Genomic DNA, 17,270 nt, shown 5'->3' with positions numbered 1-17,270 from the left:
GTGCCGGTTGGTCACCGCAGCGCGACCGCGCACAACTCGTCGTCGATCCAGCCGTACTCGTGGAGCCGGGTGCAGAACCGGTGGTAGGAAGCCGTCATGGCGGCTGACTCGGTTGCATCCGGCTCCACGAGCCGACGGGTGCCGCGCGTGCGGGCACCCGCTTCCGTGAGACCGCCCCGCACAGTGGCCGCCGCGGCCAGCACGGCGGCTCCGTAACCCGTTTCCGCGTCGGCGGAAATCTGGATTCCCAGCCCGTTGACGGTCGCCCTTATCCGGTTCCACAATGGACTCTTGCTGCCGCCGCCCGCGGCGAGAACCGGCCCGGTCACCGTGATTCCCAGTCGCCGCACGTGGTCGATGGCAAGCCGCTCGACGAACGCGACTCCTTCCAGTCTCGCGCGATGTAGTTCGATGTCGTTCGCCGCTTTGGGAATCACGAATCCTCTCGCGTCCTTGTTGCCGAACGGGAACCGCTCGCCTTCTCTGCACAGCGGATAGGCGACGACCGAAGCCGGACCGAGTTCGGCCGCGGCGGCGTCGAGTTCGGCGAGATTCGGTGTTCCCGCGACACATTCGCCACCGGTGTTGGACGCACCGCCTGGTAACCACCAGCCCGAGGGATGGCGGTGGCTGTACATCGTGCCGGTCGGATCGGGGACGAGCTTTTCGGTGACTCCCTTCAACACGTAGGTCGTGCCGAGAATGCCTGCGAACTGGCCCGGTTCGACTGCTCCACAGGCGAGCTGACCCGCGCAACCGTCGGTCATTCCCGCGACGACGAGGCAGCCGGAGGGTAGTCCGGCTACCGGCTTGTTCACGGTGCCGAGCACTGTCGTTGGTGGGACGACATCGGGTAGCCATTCCTGGGGGACGCCGAAGGAGGCGAACACCTCGTCCGGCCATTCGTCCCGCAGCGCGTCGTACCCGCTTTTCAAAGCGTGCGAAGAGTCGGTGGCGACAGCGGTTCCGGTCAGAGCAGCCGCGATGACGTCGGCGGTGTGTCTGATGCCGCTCGCGGAAGGCACGTTGTCGCGCAGCCACGCGATCCTGCCGAGCGCGTCGGTCGGCGACACCGATCTGCCGAGCGCATGCCAGCGAGCGGAGCCGATGTCGGCCGCCTTGGCGTTGAAGGCGGCACCGCGCCGGTCGTCGTACATGAGCGCGGGACCGACCGCCGCGCCGTGCGCGTCGACGGCGACGATCGTGCCCGAGGTCGCGGCCACCGCTACGGCGGAGACGTCGTCGCCGCCGCACGGCAGTCGGGACGTGACCGCCAGCATCGCGGCTTCCACGGCAGGCCACCACGATGACGCGTCCTGCTCGCTGCGGCCGTCGCCGCTTCGGTGCGGTGCGGGCAGCCTCGCCGAAGCACTCGCGAGCACGGCACCGGCGCCGTTCACCGCGACAGCGCGTACTCCGGCGGTGGCGACGTCGATTCCGATTGTCGTGCTCACGAATGGGTGGCCTTCCGGCTGACTTCTTGCAGGCTGACGTTTTGTTCGGCGGCGATTCTCGTTGCCTCCGGCAGTTTGAGGAACCTGGTCAGCACCGCGGCGACCACGTAGAGCGCCGCGAAGATGATGACGACTCCCGCCGCGCCCGCCGGTCCGAGGAACAGGCTCACGATGGCCGGTCCGACGAACGCCGCCGCTCCCGCTCCGAGGTTCAGCAACGCCATCGCGCCGCCCTTGTTCTCCGGAGCCAGCGAGGGAAGCAGCGCCGAAATGGGGACGAACCCTGCCAAGGTCGCCCCGTAAAGCGCACCCACCAGCAACGCCACCCAGTAATAGTCGGCGCCAAGCGAGAGCGGTACGAAATAGAGCAGCAGTATCGATATCGCGCAGCCGATCGCGCCGAACCAGAAGATCGTGGTGCGCCAGCCGATTTTGTCGCTGAGTACTCCGAAGATCAGGTTGAAGAAGATGTTGGTTCCGTAGATGACCGATACGAGCAACAGCCATCGGCTTTCCCCGAACCCGATCTGGGTGATGAAGATCGTCGGGAAGAACACCAGCATGCCGAATTCCGGCGCTGTGTTGATGATCCGCACGACCATCCCGATCCCGACCCTGGGGTTCTTCCACGCGATCGAGACGCTGTTGACGAGGCTCTGCACGGGTTTGACGTCGGGAGGCGCGAGTCGCTGGTAGCCGGTGCGTTCGCGGACGCCGAGCAGACAGACGAGGCCACCGAGCGCGAGCAGGCCGACGGAGAGCCACAGCGTTCCGTACTGACCGAAGATCGGGTTGGTGAAGCTGGCGACGAGCGCGCCCAGCGTCGGGAGGCCACCGGTGAAGGCGAAGTAGAACCAGCCGACGGCGGCGCCGAGCCTGGCGACGGGAGCGACGGCGGTGATCCACACGAGGAAGCCGAAAGCGAACATCGGGTAGCCGAAGCCCCTGATGCCGTAGGTGATGATCATCAGTGTGTAGTTCTCGCCGGTGACCGCGAACGCGAGGAACAGCACGTCGAAGACCAGCCAGATGACGAGCCCGATCATCATCACCCTGCGCGGGCCCCACAGTTCGGACAGCGCGCCCGACAGCCACGAGGCCAGCATGACGGCCACGCCGTACACGGTGATGACGTACGAGGCCCTGATGTCGGTGCCCGCACCGTGATCGGCCATGAACGGCGCGATGAAACCGGATTCGATCCCGTCGCCGATCATGAACAGCAGCAGGCCGAGATAACCGAGGAAGAGCGGGGCGGGTAGTCCCCAGCGGGTGAGTACCCGGGCGAACCTGCTCGATGGAGCGCCGGGCTGCGGTGTCGTCGTTGAAACCATGAGCGCCTCCGTGTGTGCGACGGAGCTATCATGGACCGCGTTAAGTTAACGCGCAAGATGTTAGTCGAAACTTTGTGTGTGTTATCTGTGGTCGGTTACCCGCACACCGTGCTCACAGTTGGGCGACGCCCACGTCGAGATTCTTGGCCGCTTCCTCGATGAACTCGTCCGGGGCGTCGGAATCCACGACAAGCCGGTCGTAGTCGGTGACCGGTGCGAGCCGGTGCAACGCCGTCCTCGACAGCTTGCTCGAATCCATCAGCAACACCTTGGTGACCGCGCTGGCCAGCATCGCGCGCTTGACCATGACGATCTCGGGTTCCTGGTGGTAGGTCATGTCGGCGGTCATCGCCGAGGTGGAGACGAACACGATGTCGACCGTGATGTTGCCGACCGCTTCGAGGCAGGGCATTCCGAGAAACGAGTCGTGGGTGCGGGAGTAGTCGCCGCCGAGGCCGATGAGCCTGATGTCGTCGAGGTCCTTGAGCGCCTCGATGGTGCGCACGTAGTTGGTGGCGACGGTGAGCGGGGTGACGTCCGCGAGCAGGGGCGCCAGCGCGAGCGCGCTGGTCGAATCGTCGAGCAGCACCGACATGCCTGGTTCGATGAGGTGGCGGGCCTTTCTCGCGATGGCGTTCTTGGCCGCGACATGCGAGTTGAGCCGGTACTCAGCGTTGCTTTCGAACACGGTCGACGGTTGTGCGGACACGCCGCCCCTGAACTTGCGCAGTAATCCCCTCCGGACGAGCTCGTCGATGTCGCGGTGCACCGTCATGTGGCTGACGCCGGTCAGCCGGACCAGTTCGGCGACCTGCGCCGAGCCGTGGTCGATGACGAAATCGCTGATGCGCTGCTGCCGGATGTCGCGAGTGTTCCCACCCGGCGTCGCCGACGTATCACTGCTCATGTGACCAAGCATCTCACCTGGCTGGAATGTTGAAGCCGAGCAGGCTCGTGCGATCGCCGCTGATTCCGAGTTCGGTGATCGCGCAATTCTCGATGCGGGGGAACACGGTGCGGTAGTGCCGCAGTGGAATGCCGAGCAGCAGGCACAGGCTGAGTCTCAGCAGCGTGTTGTGCGCGACGACCAGTACTGGACCTTCCTCGGCTTCCGCGATCGCGCGCAGTGCGGAGGCTCCCCTTCGTGCTGCCAGTGTGGGCGACTCGGCGTCGGGAAAAGCGTGGCCGACCGGGTCTCCGAGGAACTTCTCCACTGCCTCCGACTGAGCTTTTCCCAGTTCGCGCACCTCGGTGAGGGTGCGTCCCTCGGCGAGGCCGAAATGGACTTCGGCGAGGTCGGCGACGACGGTCGGCGTGAGTCCGAGCGCGTGCGCGGACGGCTCGGCGGTTCGCCGCGCTCTCGACTGCGGCGAGCAGTACAGCGCGGTGGGAGCATCCTTTCTCGTGCGAAGGTGCCCGGCCAGTTCGGCAGCCTGTTCGAAGCCGCGAGGGGTCAACCCGACGTCACTCGTTCCCGCGTATCTGTTGTCCGCATGCCATTCCGTTTCGCCGTGACGGACCAGCAGAAGTCGCGTGCTCATGACTCTCCTTCGGAAAATCGACCGTGACACCTCGCGGGATCGATGTTAACTTAACATCCACGATGTGAAGGGGGCTGAAGTGCATGGCTGACGGCACGCAGCCTGTCGCCGCGGTTTTCGACGCGGTGGTATTCGACATGGACGGAGTCCTCGTCGACAGCGAACACCTCTGGGAAGAGAACTGGACCGCCTACGCCGCGCGACACGACGTGCGGTGGACCTCTGAGGACACCGCGACCGTGCAGGGGATGAGTGCGCCGGAGTGGGCTGCCTACCTCGCCGACCGCAGTGGCACGGCTGACACCGTCGAGCAGGTCGAACACGCCGTCGTCGACGGCATGATCGCGGCGGTGGAGGCGGGCGAGGCACCGTTGCTTCCCGGCGCGGACGCGATGGTCAGGGACGTCAGCGCCAAGGTTCCCATCGCACTCGCCTCGTCGGCGACGAGGAAGGTCATCGACGCGGTGCTTTCCACGCACGGCCTCGCTGGCGAGTTCACGGCAACCGTGTCGAGTGCCGAGGTCGCGCGGGGAAAGCCGAATCCCGACGTCTACCTCGAAGCATCGGCCCGGCTGGGGAGGTCCGGTGGCGAGTGCCTCGCGGTCGAGGATTCCAGCAACGGCATCAAGGCGGCCGCCGCCGCGGGACTGACCGTCATCGCGCTTCCCAACAGGACCTACCCTCCTCGCGACGACGCGCTGGCTCTGGCGAGCGCGGTCGCCACCGACAACGACGAGGTGCGGGTCGCCCTGCTCGCCTACCTGGCGGGTGAACGCGCGGGAGGTGCGGTCACATGACCACCAGCGGCTCGGCGGTGTCGGCGCCGCGGCGTGGCGCCCGGAGACGTTCAAGAGGGACTGGCTCGACGGCATCGCCGGGTCATACGGTCGCGTCGTGCGGAAAGTGCCCGGCGCCTGCGGACGAGCGGAGCAAGCGCCCCGCAGACCCGGGAGCTACGTCGTTCGCGCCGCTCGTCACCGCGGTCGGCGAAGCCCTCTGGAAACAGCTCACCGGTTCAGAGAGGAACCACAGTGCGGATACTCGCAGCTGGAGACGCATTCGTCAGTACCGACCTGCTCAAGAAAGCAGTCCGGGCCGAACTCGCGGTGTCCCCCGACTTCCGTGAGTTGTCGCTGGCCTGGCCCGTCGAACCGTTCGGCCCCGTCGGGGGCGTTCACGAGGCGAGCGGAACCGAGGAACAGGTCATCGCGGCGCTCGACGGCGCCGAAGTCGCCATCACGCAGATGGCTCCGTTCACCAAGAAGGTTTTCGCGGCGGCACCGGGGTTGCGGATGGTGTCGGTGTGCAGGGGAGGGCCGGTCAACGTCGACCTGGTCGCCGCGACGGAGGCTGGCGTCGCGGTCACGTTCGCGCCGGGACGCAACGCCGCCGCGGCGGCGGAGTTCGCGATCGGCATGTTGCTTGCCGCGATGAGAAGGATCGCGACCTCGTCGGCGGAGTTGCTCGCCGGAACGTGGCGCGGCGACTACTACTCCTACGACAAGGCCGGTATCGAAGTCGAAGGCACCACGATCGGCCTTGTCGGGTACGGAGCGATCGGTTCGAGGGTGGCGAGGGTGCTGGCCGCTTTCGGCGCGCACGTACTGGTTTCCGATCCCTACGCGGATCAGGACCGGGTCAGGGCCGACGGCGCGGAGCCTGCCGAACTCGACGATCTGCTGCGGCGCAGTGCGGCGGTGAGCCTGCACGCGAGGCTCACCGACGAGACGCGCAACCTCATCGACGAGCGCAGGCTCGGGTTGCTGCCGCACGGCGCCGTCCTCGTCAACACGGCGCGCGGTGGACTGCTCGATTACGCCCCGCTCGCCGAGGCATTACGCGCGGGAAAGCTGGGCGCGCTGGCCCTCGACGTGTACGACGTGGAGCCACCGCCGCCGGACTGGCCGCTCAGGGACGCGCCGAACGTCATCGCGACCCCGCACCTCGGAGGTGCCAGCAGGCAGACGGCTGATCGCGCGGCGCGCATCGTCGCGGAGGAGGTCGGCAGACTCGCTCGTGGCGAGAAGCTGGTGAACGTCGCCAACCCCGACGTGCTCGGGCGGTAGCCATGCGCAGGGTGCTGGGTGTCGATATCGGTACTTCGCTGACAAAGGCCGTCGTCTTCGACGAGAACGGCAACTCGCTCGCGCAGGCCAGCGCTCCGTCGAAGGTGCATCATCTGCGGGGTGGCGCTGTCGAGCAGGACTTCGAGCAGGTGGTCGGCACCGTGGCGACGGTCGTGCGTGCCGTCTCCGCCGAACTGGATGGCGCGGTCGAGGCGCTCGCGCTCACCGGACAGGGCGACGGCTTGTGGTTGCGGGACGCGGAAGGGTTTCCGGTAAGGCCCGCCATCTCCTGGCTCGACGGCCGAGCGAGCGAACTGCTCACCGCGTGGCAGGAAAACGGGGTGACCAGAGAGGTCTTCCGGCGTACCGGATCGGGGATGTTCCCCGGCTGCACCGCGGCCATCATGTCCTACTTGGACACCCACGAACCCGAGGTGCTCGATCGGGCGGTGGTGGCGGGGTATTGCGTCGACGCGGTCGTCCAGCGCCTCACCGGCGAGATCACCGTCGACATTTCGGATGCCTCGCTCCCGTTCATCGATCCGGCGACCCGGGCATACGACGAAGCCGCCATCGAGGCGTGCGGGCTCGGGCACCGGAGGACGTTGTTCGCCGATCCCGCACCGCCAAAGAAGGTGTTCCGGCTGGGCAGGGCCGGTGCGGCGCTGCTCGGTCTTCCCGAAGGACTTCCGGTCACGGGAGGCCCCTTCGACCTTCCCGCTTGCGCGATCGGCGCTGGGGTGAGGCGGCCAGGCGACGGCATCCTCACGGCAGGCACGACGCTCGCCTGTCAGGTGCTGACCACCGACGCGGTGTACGACCGCGAGGGCGAACCGGCGGGCATGTTCCTGTGCACGCCCAACGAAGGCGAGTTCCTGCGCGGCATGCCCGCCATGGTCGGCACGGCGGGCATCGACTGGGCGTGCAAGCTGCTCGGCATCGAGGTCGCCGAGGTCGGTCCTTTGCTCGCGGCGAGCACACCTGGGGCGGGCGGGATCACGGCGTTGCCCTTCCTCGCCACGTCCGGTGAGCGGGCGCCGTTCGTCGACGCGGGCGCTCGGGCCCAGTTCCGTGGACTGAGCCTGGAGAACACCCGTGCTGACTTGGTGAGGGCGCTGTGTGAGTCCATTGCCTACGCCGCGCGGCATTGTCTCAGCGCCGCGGGTCTTTCCGGCACGCTCTACGCATGCGGCGGTGGTGTCAGGTCGCCCGAGTGGACGCAGATCTTCGCCGACGTGCTCGCGAGGCCGATCGTCATCCCCGACGATCCCGATGTCGGGGCAAGAGGCGCGGCGTTGGTGGCAGCCGAAGCGATCGGCGAGCCCTTCGACGCCGACCTGTGGGCGGCGAAATCGACGACCGTCGAACACCAGCCAGGAGCGGCCGAACTCTACGATCGGGGCTATAGCGAGTATCTGACCTCGCTGGATGTGGCACGCGAACAATGGAGCAGGTGAATGCTGCTAGCGGATGCGCGACGCGCGGTCTGTGACTACGCGCGAAGGATGGTCGCGGACGGCCTCGTCGTCGGCACGTCGGGCAACGTGTCGGTGAGGTCAGGCGACCTGGTCGCCGTGACGCCGACCGGCGTCGACTATGCCGATCTGAGGGCAGCCGACATTCCGGTCGTCGACCTCGCGGGGTCCGTCGTGGACGGTGATCTGCTGCCCACCAGTGAACTGCCCATGCACCTGAGTGTCTACCGCGATGCGACCGATCCAGATGGAAAACCGGTCGGCGCCGTCGTGCACACGCATTCAGTTCATGCCACCGCGGTGTCCACTGTGGCCGACGAGGTCCCGCCCATCCATTACATCGTCGCGACGATCGGACCCTCGGTGAAGGTCGCGCCTTATGCGACGTATGGCACCGCCGATCTCGCCGACGCCATGCTCGCCGCGCTGGCGGGTAGGCGAGGTTGCCTGCTCGCCAACCACGGCACCGTCACCTATGGGACGACGGTCGCCGAGGCGTACCACCGCGCTCAGCAACTCGACTGGGTGTGCCAACTGTGGCTGCTGGCGAAAACTGCCGGTACTCCGCGGCTGTTGCCTCGGACGGAGATCGACCACGTCGCCGACAAGCTCCGCGGGTACGGCCAGCGACCATAGCCTGGTTGTCCGGCCGGGCGGTGGATCGAATATCGCCGCATCGTTGTTGCAGGTGCAAGCGTTTGCATGAGGTTGCATCATCGGGCCGGGACGGCACAACCGACCGAACGGGGGAGCGAGCGGTCGGGGTGGAACTCTTCGTCGCGGGATCTCCTGAACGGTCGTCTGCGAGCAGCGCCAAGAAGTGAGGTCAAATCTGAAATGCGGTCAAAGTACTGCGGGTTGGTAACGATCGTGCTGCCAACCCATCGTCGGCAGTGCACTATCTTCGGGTGGACTCGGACCATCGCGAACTGACCTCGCCTCCCGTCGACTTCCCCGTGCATGGCCTCGGCTGGGGTTTTCGTGGAGCGCGCTGGGTCGACTTCTTCGAAGCCATGCCCGGAACACCATCGTGGGCACTGTGGCTTGGCCACCGCGAGTACGACTCCGACAACGGGGTAAGAGTCGGCAGTCTCCCGAAGCGGCGCTACGAGGAAACCATGTGTCCCAACGGCGGCGACCCGTTGGCGAAAGTGGCGTTCAGCGCGGCATTCGGCCTGGTCAACCTGACACTGCCAGACGGATCGGTGCCGAGGCCCGACGGGCTGATCGAGTCGCTCGTCGAGCATGCCGAGAAGCAGGCGAACAGGTACGAGCACTGGCCGAGAACCTTTTGGCAGGTCGACGGCAAACCGGTACCGGCGAGGATGTGGCGGTTCGCGGGCGCGTGGGCCGGGTTCACCGATGCGCTCAGTGAGACTTACGTCGTCGTCATCGGCCTCGGCGTCGAGCCGGATGACCTGCGCCTGATGCGGATCACCAAGCCGGACACCTATGGGGCGAACTTTGCCGCCGCGTTGAATCTGGTCGAACTGGGCAGGCAAAAGAGTTCGAGGCCGGAGGCGTGGCTCCCGCCACCCCGCCGGGGTGAATTCCACGCTGATCAGCTCGCTCTCATGCCATCGGCGGAATCGCAATAGACGAAAGGGCTAGTGATTTGGATCACTAGTTCGCTAGGGTCCCGCTATGGGGCAGAGCGACGAGACCGAAAGCCCGCGCACGCAGTCCGTCACGGCGGCCCTGCTCTCGGGTAGTACGTACAGAGGGCTGGCCGAGCAGAAACTCTCGCCGGCGGAGGAACGGTTCGAGCGAGCGCGCCGCACGGTCGGTTTCGTGCTCGCACCGTTGGTGACCATCGTCTTCCTGTTGTTGCCCTCGGGGCTTGACTCCGCGCAGCACAAGCTGGCCGCCGTCTTGCTGGGCGTGGTTGTGTTGTGGGTGTGCGAGCCGGTGCCCATTCCCATCGGCGGGCTCATCGGTGTGGCGGCGATCGTCGTGCTCGGAGTGCTTCCCGCCGATGACGTACTCGCGCCCTTCGGGTCGTCGACCGTGTTCGTCTTCATTGGAGCGTTCATCCTCGCGCAGGCAATGCTGCGCCACGGGTTGGCGCGACGGTTCGCGTTTCGCATATTGAGCTTTCCCGGCGTAGGCCGCAGCACGTGGCGGGTCATCGGCGCGCTGGGTTTCGTCACCCTGGTGATCTCGGCGTTCATCTCGAACACCGCGACGGTCGCCATGTTGTTGCCGACAGCTGTTGGCCTTCTGTCGGTCATCGCCGAGCTGGTCAAGAGGCAGTCGCCCGACAAAGAGGCTTTCGATCCGCTCCGGCTGCGTGTGGGCATCGCGCTGATGCTTGTCCTCGCCTACGGCGCCAGCGTGGGCGGCCTGCTGACGCCCATCGGTTCCCCGCCGAACCTCATCGGAAGGGAACTGATCGAGGACGCGACGGGGCAGCGGATTTCGTTCCTGGAGTGGACGATCGCCGCGCTACCCATCTGTGCGTTGATGTTCGTTGTTCTCGTGGCCGTGCTCATCCTGTTGAACAAGCCGGAGATCAAGAAGCTGACCGGGATCGAAGAATACGTAGCGCAGGAAAGGGAAAAACTCGGCAAGCTTTCGAGGGCCGAGTGGAACACTCTGATCGCGTTCACGGTGACCGTGATGTTGTGGGTGACGCCCGGCATCGTCGCGTTGGTCGCCGGTGACGACTCTTCGGCGTACGAGACGATCAGCAACCGGCTCGACGAGGGCATCGTCGCGGTAATCGGTGCGGCGCTGCTCTTCGCGTTGCCCACCAACTGGAAGCAGCGGAAGTTCACGCTGACGTGGTCGGAGGCCGCCCGCATCGACTGGGGTACGGTGCTGCTGTTCGGAACGGGCATCATTTTCGGTTCGCTGTTGAGCAGCACCGAACTCGCGCAACGGGTCGGCACGGGGCTCGCGAGCACCTTCGGGTTGACCAGTTCGTTCGCGCTTGTCGTATTCGCCGTGCTGCTGGCCATCGTCGTTTCGGAAACGACATCCAATACGGCCTCAGCGGCGGTTGTCGTACCGATCGTCATTCCGATCGCCGTCGCGTCCGGTCTCGATCCGTTCGTGCCCGCCCTCGCGGCGACGTTCGCGGCGTCGTTCGGGTTCATGCTGCCGGTTTCCACGCCGCAGAACGCGATCGTCTACGGCTCGGGCGCGGTGCCGATCACGAAGATGATCAGGTCAGGGGTGGTCTTTGATGTCGCGGGGGCGATCCTGATCATGGCGATGATCCCGCTCATGGTGGCGGTCGCCGGCCTCAATTAGCACCAAGTAGCCGGGCTTTCAGCGAACAGAGCCGGGTCTCGCTCAACCCGTTGCCGAGAAGGAAGGATTCGACATCGAGATCGGACAGTGCATTGTGGACTGATTGTTCGACGGAACTTCCCTCTGTGGTGAGGAGGGCGGCGATCTTGCTGTTCTGATCGCCGAAGCCGAGTCGTCTCCACAGTGGAGCAAGCCGTTGGGCGCTGAGTGCGTAGTCCGCGGCGATGGTTTCCGGCGAGGCGCCGGCGATGGCGAGCAGTAGCAAGGCGACGAGACCGGTTCGGTCGCGGCCACCGGCGCAATGAACGAGTACGCTGCCGCTTGTCGTGTCCGCGATCGTGCCCAATACGCCGACCACCGTGGAAGGGAAGCGATCGATGAAGGCTTTGTAGTACAACGGTGTGCAGTCGAGGCCGTTGCTCCACCGGACCCAGAATTCGGTGTCGTCGTGGTCGTCCAGCGGGATCCGTATCGTCGTCAGCTCCGAGGGCCGGTCAGCCGAAGCGGAATCTCGTTCCTCTTCGCCACGAAGGTCGATGATCGTGCGAATGCCGTAGGTCCACAGCGACTTCCAGCCGCGGGCGGTGAGGTGGTCGGGCGCGTCGCCGCGCACGATCGAGCCGCGAAGGGTCAGCTTCCCGCTGGCGGTGGGCAACCCTCCGAGGTCGCGGACGTTGAAGCAGCCCTCCCAGGTGAGATGCCGGTCAGTCGCCATGTTCGAGAGACGCGCGGTACCACAGTGGGTTGCCGCGTACCTGCGGAGTCAGCGAGTACATCGTGGCCCCGCGATGAGCGCCGCGAGGCATTCACGCTGGATACCTGGACCGCGACCGTCGAAACCCTGCCTGTTGGAACGAGGGTCGCCGCCGAGGTCATCTGGCATGCCGAGCACAACCATCAGGTAAAACTTCGCCTTGACGAATGGAGCCGGTAGTCGCGCCGAGGGAAACGTCTCGAATCACAACATGCGGACGAACACGGGCTCGTCGTTGTGGGTTCGCCCTGTGCTCCGAAAACCGCAGCGACGCCAGAAACCTTCGGCGCCATTGCCGACGGGGACGAAGCTGGTCTCCAGCGAACTCCAGCCTCGTTCGCGGAGCTCTTCCACCAGAAACTCGACGGCCCGGCGACCAACGCCACGTCCCTGGACGGCCACGTCGATCATGAACCGGACCAGGTATGGGCTTCCGCTCTCGACTTCGACAAGCAGAACCCCAACGGGTTCGTCCTCAAGATGGATGGCCAGCAGTATCGCGTCCGGTTCGTAGTTCCCCTCGGCGACGGTGTAGGCCGCGGGCGCGACGAGGTGGCGCTGGTTCTCGGCAAGGCGAAGATCGCAAACCGCCCGGACGTTCTCCCGGGTCAGCGGACGCAGTGAGACGTTCACCCGCCGACCGTACTGCGGTCCGGGGCAGTGACGATCAGAACTGGTAGTAGAGAAACGGGCTGAAGGTGCCGGTGGCGACCAGGATCGCCGCGTAGGCGATACCGACGGTCATCAGGCCCATCCGCAGAATCGTCGCCGGTTTGCTGCGGGCCGACTCCAGCAGCGGGCCGGTCACCGGGTGCGCGGGCAGGAAGAAGACCGCCATCGCGGCGAGCAGGATCACCAGCCGCTGGTTGGTGAACGCGGTCTCGATGACGTCGGTGAGCCCTTCGAAATCGGGCAGGAACATGTGTCCGATCATGGTGAACGCGTAGCCGAGGTCGGCGGACCTGAAGATCACCCAGCCGATGGCGACCAGCAGCAGCGTCAGCGCGCGGCGGGCGATTCTCCGGGCCGGGTCCGACGGTGCCTTGTCCCAGCCTTTCGCCCGCTCGATGATCAGCAGCGCGCCGTGGAAGATCCCCCACACCACGAACGTCCACGCCGCACCGTGCCAGAAACCCGTCAGCACGAACACGATCGACAGGTTGCGGTAGGTCTTTCTCGCACCGGCCCTGTTGCCGCCGAGCGGGATGTAGACGTAGTCACGGAACCAACGCGACAACGACATGTGCCAGCGTCGCCAGAACTCTGTGATGGTCACCGACGAGTACGGCCTCGCGAAGTTCTCGGGTAGCCGGAAGCCGAGCATCCTGCCGAGGCCGATCGCCATGTCGGAGTATCCGGAGAAGTCGAAGTAGAGCTGCAAGGTGTAGCCGATGGCGCCGAGCCAGGCGATGGCGAACGTCATCTCGTCCGCAGGCGTCGCGAAGCACGCGTCGACCATCGGAGCAAGCGAGTCGGCGATGATCGCCTTCTTGCACAGCCCCAGCGCGAACCGGGGAAACCCGGCTGCGATGTCGTCGAGCCGGTGCGAACGGTGCTGCGGCAGCTGGTCGGCGATTTCCCGGTATCGGACGATGGGTCCTGCGGCGAGCTGCGGAAACATGGAGATGTAGGTCGCGAACGACACCGGGTTGCGCAGCGCTCGCCGTTCCCCCCGGTAGATGTCGACCACGTACGAGATGTGGTGAAACGTGAAGAACGAGATCCCGATGGGCAGCGCGAGGTGCACGATGGGGAAGTCACCGCCGAGTAGTTCGGCGAACCAGGCCAGCTGCTCGGTCGCGAAGCCCGCGTACTTCCACACGAGCAGGATCGACAGATCGAACGCGATGACGCCGATGAGTATCCAGCGGCGTCTGCGGGAGGGGCGAAGATCCTGCACGTCGGGTTCGAGAGCCGGACCAGCCACAAAGTTGATCACCATGCAGAGGAGCAAGAGCAGCGTGAAGGCCCCGGCTCCGGTGGCGTAGAAGACGAGACTGCCCACGGCGACGATGCCGTTGCGCCAGCTCCTTGGGCACACCAGCAGCGCGAGCAGCACCGCCGGCATGAAGTACCACAGGAAGAGTGGCGAGACGAACGACATCCTGAGTGTGCCCCCTGGTCACGATGCGGCAACGTGACCTTAGCCGAGCCTCCACAGTGACGGCTCGACTACAGCGCACCTCGTCGCAGTGGCAATCCAGCCCGCCACGCGACCGCGAACGGAGCCCTCGCCGCTCCGGTAATCGAGAGCAAGGGAGCTTTGCTATCGCCAAACGGCAGTAAAGCTCCCTTGCTCTCAACCAAGGCTTGCGGTGCGGGGTTGGGGCAGCTAGACGCGGCCCGCGATCCTGCGGCGGCGGGCGACTTCCGACAGCAGTACCGCCGCGGCGACTGACGCGTTCAGCGACTCGACCCCCGCCGCCATCGGGATCGAGACCGTGACGTCGCACGTGTCCCGCACGAGGCGCGACAGCCCCCGCCCTTCGGAGCCCACGACGATCACGAGTGGGTCCGTCGCGACGTTCATGCTGTCGATGTCGGCCGATCCGTCGGCGTCCAGTCCGGCGATCATCAAGCCTTCCGAGGCCCACGAGACGAGTTGCCGCGTCAGGTTCGTCGCCATGGCGACGGGCAGCTTCGCCGCCGTCCCCGCACTCGTCCGCCACGCGACCGCCGTCATTCCCGCGCTGCGCCTGCTCGGCAGCAGCACACCGTGCGCGCCGAACGCGGCGGCCGAGCGGATCACGGCACCGAGGTTGCGAGGGTCGGTCACGCCGTCCAGCGCGACGAGCAGCGGCGGCTCGCCAGAATCCCTCGCCATCGTCAACAGGTCGTCGGGGTGCTCGTACTGGAACGGCGGTACCTGGAGGCCGAGGCCCTGGTGCATGGCCCCGCCCGTCCTCCTGTCCAGCTCGTCGCGGGGCACCTCAAGGATCGAAATGCCTTTGTCGGCCGCCACCTGCACGGCTTCCTTGACCCTGTCGTCGGCGTCGACGTTCAGCGCGACGTACAACGCGGTCGCCGGTACGCCGGCTCGCAGTGACTCGACCACCGGATTGCGGCCCGCGATGACCTCGGGCCCATCCGCGGCCTTCTTCGCGGCCGTCCGCTTCTTTTCCGTACGGGCGGCGGCTGCTTTCGCCTTCCGCTGTGCCGGATGCCCGTAGCGGTCTTCCGCACGTGGCGTCGGGCCCTTGCCTTCGAGGCCCTTCCGGCGCTCGCCACCGGAACCGGATACCTGCCCCTTTTTCGTGCCCGACTTCCGGATCGCTCCACGTCGGCGGGAATTGCCTGCCATCACTCAGTCTCTTACTGTCCACATGGGACCGTTGGGGGTGTCTTCGACGGCGATACCCGCGTGTGTGAGCTGGTCGCGGATCGCATCGGCTTTCGCGAAGTCCTTGTCTGCGCGGGCCTGCTGCCGCATTGCGAGCATGGCCTCGACCAGGCTGCCGAGTGCGTCGGTGCCGCTGCTCTCCTCGGTGTCGGCCCACGCCGTCGAAAGCGGGTCGACGCCGAGTACGGAGGTCATGGCCCTCACGGTCTCGGCCAGTTCGACGGCCTTCGCGGAATCGGCCGCGTCGAGGGCGGCGTTGCCGTCACGGACCGTGTTGTGCAGGACGGCGAATGCCTGCGGCGTACCGAGATCGTCGTCGAGCGCGGTCGCGAACTCGGCCGGAACCTTTCCGATCCGGACCTCCCCTGCGCTGCCCGCGGCCCTGCGGAGGAACTGCTCGATCCGCCGGAATCCCTGTGCGGACTCGGTCAGTGCTTCGTCCGAGTACTCGATCGTCGAACGGTAGTGCGGCTGGATCAGGTAGTAGCGCAGCTCGACCGCCCGGTACCTGCGCAGCATTTCCGGGATGGAAACGACGTTGCCGAGCGATTTCGACATCTTCTCGCCCGACAGCGTCACCCACGCGTTGTGCAGCCAGAATCGAGCGAACGGATCGCCTGCCGCCTCTGACTGGGCCCGTTCGTTCTCGTGGTGGGGAAAGACAAGGTCGACGCCGCCGCCGTGGATGTCGAACTCGGCACCGAGGTAGGTCGTCGACATGGCGGAGCACTCCAGGTGCCAACCCGGCCTTCCCCGGCCCCACGGCGTCGGCCACGAAGGTTCTCCCGGTTTGCTGCCCTTCCACAAGGTGAAATCGCGAGGGTCGCGCTTGCCCTCTGCCTGGGTCTCGCCCTGCTGGACCTCGTCGAGCCGCTGACCGGACAACGCCCCGTATCCCGCGAACGAGGTGACGGAGAAGTACACGTCACCATCGGCAGGGTAGGCGTGTCCCCTGTCGATCAACCGCTGAATCAGCTCGACCATCTGGGTCACGTGCCCCGTCGCGCGCGGCGCGATCGACGGCGGCAGGCAGCCGAGCGCCTGGTAGGCGTCCTCGAAGGCGCGCTCGTGCGTGGCAGCCCATTCCCACCACGGGCGGTCGGCGTCGGCGGCCTTCGTGAGGATCTTGTCGTCGATGTCGGTCACGTTGCGCACCATCAGGACGTCAAGTCCATTGTGGAGCAGCCAGCGGCGCAACACGTCGTAGTTGAGCGCGCCGCGCACGTGCCCGATGTGCGGGACGCCCTGCACGGTGGCCCCACAGACATACATGGACGCCGTTCCGCTCCGCGCGGGATGGAATTCCCGCACGCTCCGGGTCGCGGTGTCGTAGAGATGTAGGACCACAGGAAAATGGTACGGGTCAGAGCACGGAGTGTTCGCGCAGGGCAGTCAGCAGGCCCTCCTCGCGTTCTCCTGTCGGGAGTGGCTCGACCAGCGCGAACGCGGAGCCCAGCTCCTTGGCGCCCCCGTCGGCTTCGGCACTGTCGCCGACCATCAGCGCGTTTTCGGCGGCGATTCCGAGCCGATCGAGTAACAGCCGGAAGATCGCGGGGTCCGGTTTGATGGCTCCGACTTCGAACGACAGTACGAACTCGTCGACGTAGGCGTCGAGACCGTGCTCCCTGAACGCGGGGCGGATGTCGAACGCGATGTTGCTCAGTACCCCTACCCGGACACCCCTGTCGGCCAACTCCTTCAGCGCGGCCTCCGCGTCGGGGTACGGCGTCCACTCCGAGGGATCGATGAGCCGGTCGTAGAGCGCCTTGGCCTGTTCGGGCTGGGGGATGCCGGATTGACGCAGCACCTCAAGATAGATCTTGCTGTGCAGTTCGGGATCGAGGTCGCGGTTGTCCCACGCGTGCTGGTACTCGTCGGTGAACTCCAGGATCTGGGTGACGGGAGCCGTCATCCTGCGCATCAACTCGGCTTGGGCCTCGACGTCGAGAGGGTCGCCGTCGGCGCCCGTGAGCTCGTCGATCCAACTTTCGTCCTGTTCGAGCCGGAACAGCGTGCCGGAGAAGTCGAACATCACCGCCTGAATCGTCACA

At 66.1% G+C, this 17,270-nt stretch carries 16 protein-coding genes; 6 read left to right on the top strand and 10 right to left on the bottom strand.

The window, feature by feature from the left end:
* Positions 1-11 precede the first annotated feature (11 nt).
* The 4 genes from BAY61_RS28965 to BAY61_RS28950 all read right to left on the bottom strand — a co-directional run bounded on the left by BAY61_RS28965 (position 12) and on the right by BAY61_RS28950 (position 4,329).
* Complete coding sequence (locus BAY61_RS28965) at positions 12-1,454, bottom strand: FGGY-family carbohydrate kinase (protein WP_091803013.1); 1,443 nt, start codon at positions 1,452-1,454, stop codon at positions 12-14.
* The gene (locus BAY61_RS28960; protein ID WP_091803016.1) at positions 1,451-2,788 is read right to left on the bottom strand and encodes an MFS transporter; all 1,338 of its coding nucleotides are present in this window, start codon (positions 2,786-2,788) and stop codon (positions 1,451-1,453) included. The genes BAY61_RS28965 and BAY61_RS28960 overlap by 4 nt, the downstream gene beginning before the upstream one ends.
* A gap of 112 nt (positions 2,789-2,900) precedes the next feature.
* Entirely contained in the window at positions 2,901-3,695 is a 795-nt protein-coding gene (locus BAY61_RS28955) for a DeoR/GlpR family DNA-binding transcription regulator (protein ID WP_091803863.1), read from the bottom strand.
* Positions 3,696-3,708: 13 nt separating this feature from the next.
* A complete protein-coding gene (locus BAY61_RS28950) occupies positions 3,709-4,329 on the bottom strand; it encodes a histidine phosphatase family protein (protein WP_091803022.1) in 621 nt (206 codons plus the stop codon).
* A gap of 83 nt (positions 4,330-4,412) precedes the next feature.
* On the opposite strand from BAY61_RS28950, the gene BAY61_RS28945 reads away from it, so the two are divergent.
* From BAY61_RS28945 to BAY61_RS28920, 6 genes are all read left to right on the top strand, one after another.
* Positions 4,413-5,126: an HAD family hydrolase gene (locus tag BAY61_RS28945; protein ID WP_091803025.1), complete on the top strand. Its 714-nt coding sequence runs from the start codon at positions 4,413-4,415 to the stop codon at positions 5,124-5,126.
* Between the two features lie 234 nt (positions 5,127-5,360).
* Entirely contained in the window at positions 5,361-6,395 is a 1,035-nt protein-coding gene (locus tag BAY61_RS28940) for a 2-hydroxyacid dehydrogenase (protein ID WP_091803028.1), read from the top strand.
* A gap of 2 nt (positions 6,396-6,397) precedes the next feature.
* Entirely contained in the window at positions 6,398-7,852 is a 1,455-nt protein-coding gene (locus BAY61_RS28935) for an FGGY-family carbohydrate kinase (protein ID WP_091803031.1), read from the top strand.
* Entirely contained in the window at positions 7,853-8,506 is a 654-nt protein-coding gene (locus BAY61_RS28930) for a class II aldolase/adducin family protein (protein ID WP_091803034.1), read from the top strand. It begins immediately after the preceding gene.
* Between the two features lie 272 nt (positions 8,507-8,778).
* Positions 8,779-9,468, top strand: a complete 690-nt coding sequence (locus BAY61_RS28925) for a hypothetical protein (protein ID WP_091803866.1) — start codon at positions 8,779-8,781, stop codon at positions 9,466-9,468.
* Between the two features lie 46 nt (positions 9,469-9,514).
* Entirely contained in the window at positions 9,515-11,125 is a 1,611-nt protein-coding gene (locus BAY61_RS28920) for an SLC13 family permease (protein ID WP_091803037.1), read from the top strand.
* On the opposite strand, the gene BAY61_RS28915 is transcribed toward BAY61_RS28920, so the two are convergent.
* The 6 genes from BAY61_RS28915 to BAY61_RS28890 all read right to left on the bottom strand — a co-directional run bounded on the left by BAY61_RS28915 (position 11,118) and on the right by BAY61_RS28890 (position 17,269).
* A complete protein-coding gene (locus BAY61_RS28915) occupies positions 11,118-11,840 on the bottom strand; it encodes a tyrosine-protein phosphatase (RefSeq protein ID WP_091803040.1) in 723 nt (240 codons plus the stop codon). The genes BAY61_RS28920 and BAY61_RS28915 overlap by 8 nt on opposite strands.
* A 243-nt stretch (positions 11,841-12,083) precedes the next feature.
* Positions 12,084-12,512, bottom strand: coding sequence for a GNAT family N-acetyltransferase (locus tag BAY61_RS28910; RefSeq protein WP_091803042.1), 429 nt, complete (start codon positions 12,510-12,512; stop codon positions 12,084-12,086).
* A 34-nt stretch (positions 12,513-12,546) separates the two neighbouring features.
* Positions 12,547-13,983: an MBOAT family O-acyltransferase gene (locus tag BAY61_RS28905; RefSeq protein ID WP_091803046.1), complete on the bottom strand. Its 1,437-nt coding sequence runs from the start codon at positions 13,981-13,983 to the stop codon at positions 12,547-12,549.
* Between the two features lie 228 nt (positions 13,984-14,211).
* Positions 14,212-15,180, bottom strand: coding sequence for a 23S rRNA (guanosine(2251)-2'-O)-methyltransferase RlmB (rlmB, locus tag BAY61_RS28900; RefSeq protein WP_091803049.1), 969 nt, complete (start codon positions 15,178-15,180; stop codon positions 14,212-14,214).
* A 3-nt stretch (positions 15,181-15,183) separates the two neighbouring features.
* Entirely contained in the window at positions 15,184-16,566 is a 1,383-nt protein-coding gene (gene cysS / locus BAY61_RS28895) for a cysteine--tRNA ligase (RefSeq protein WP_091803052.1), read from the bottom strand.
* A 16-nt stretch (positions 16,567-16,582) separates the two neighbouring features.
* Positions 16,583-17,269: an HAD family hydrolase gene (locus BAY61_RS28890; RefSeq protein ID WP_091803055.1), complete on the bottom strand. Its 687-nt coding sequence runs from the start codon at positions 17,267-17,269 to the stop codon at positions 16,583-16,585.
* Position 17,270: the final 1 nt, after the last annotated feature.

Origin of the sequence: Prauserella marina (genome assembly GCF_002240355.1) — a bacterium.
In the GTDB taxonomy this organism is placed as follows: Bacteria; Actinomycetota; Actinomycetes; order Mycobacteriales; family Pseudonocardiaceae; genus Prauserella_A; species Prauserella_A marina.
This window is presented reverse-complemented; position numbering and strand designations above follow the sequence as displayed.

Bases quoted from the DNA above. Each gene is read 5' to 3' on its own strand.
- BAY61_RS28960 (WP_091803016.1), bottom strand. From the start codon at position 2,788: ATGGTTTCAACGACGACACCGCAGCCCGGCGCTCCATCGAGCAGGTTC.
- BAY61_RS28955 (WP_091803863.1), bottom strand. From the start codon at position 3,695: ATGAGCAGTGATACGTCGGCGACGCCGGGTGGGAACACTCGCGACATC.
- BAY61_RS28950 (WP_091803022.1), bottom strand. From the start codon at position 4,329: ATGAGCACGCGACTTCTGCTGGTCCGTCACGGCGAAACGGAATGGCAT.
- BAY61_RS28945 (WP_091803025.1), top strand. From the start codon at position 4,413: ATGGCTGACGGCACGCAGCCTGTCGCCGCGGTTTTCGACGCGGTGGTA.
- BAY61_RS28935 (WP_091803031.1), top strand. From the start codon at position 6,398: ATGCGCAGGGTGCTGGGTGTCGATATCGGTACTTCGCTGACAAAGGCC.
- BAY61_RS28930 (WP_091803034.1), top strand. From the start codon at position 7,853: ATGCTGCTAGCGGATGCGCGACGCGCGGTCTGTGACTACGCGCGAAGG.
- BAY61_RS28920 (WP_091803037.1), top strand. From the start codon at position 9,515: ATGGGGCAGAGCGACGAGACCGAAAGCCCGCGCACGCAGTCCGTCACG.
- BAY61_RS28915 (WP_091803040.1), bottom strand. From the start codon at position 11,840: ATGGCGACTGACCGGCATCTCACCTGGGAGGGCTGCTTCAACGTCCGC.
- BAY61_RS28905 (WP_091803046.1), bottom strand. From the start codon at position 13,983: ATGTCGTTCGTCTCGCCACTCTTCCTGTGGTACTTCATGCCGGCGGTG.
- rlmB (WP_091803049.1), bottom strand. From the start codon at position 15,180: ATGGCAGGCAATTCCCGCCGACGTGGAGCGATCCGGAAGTCGGGCACG.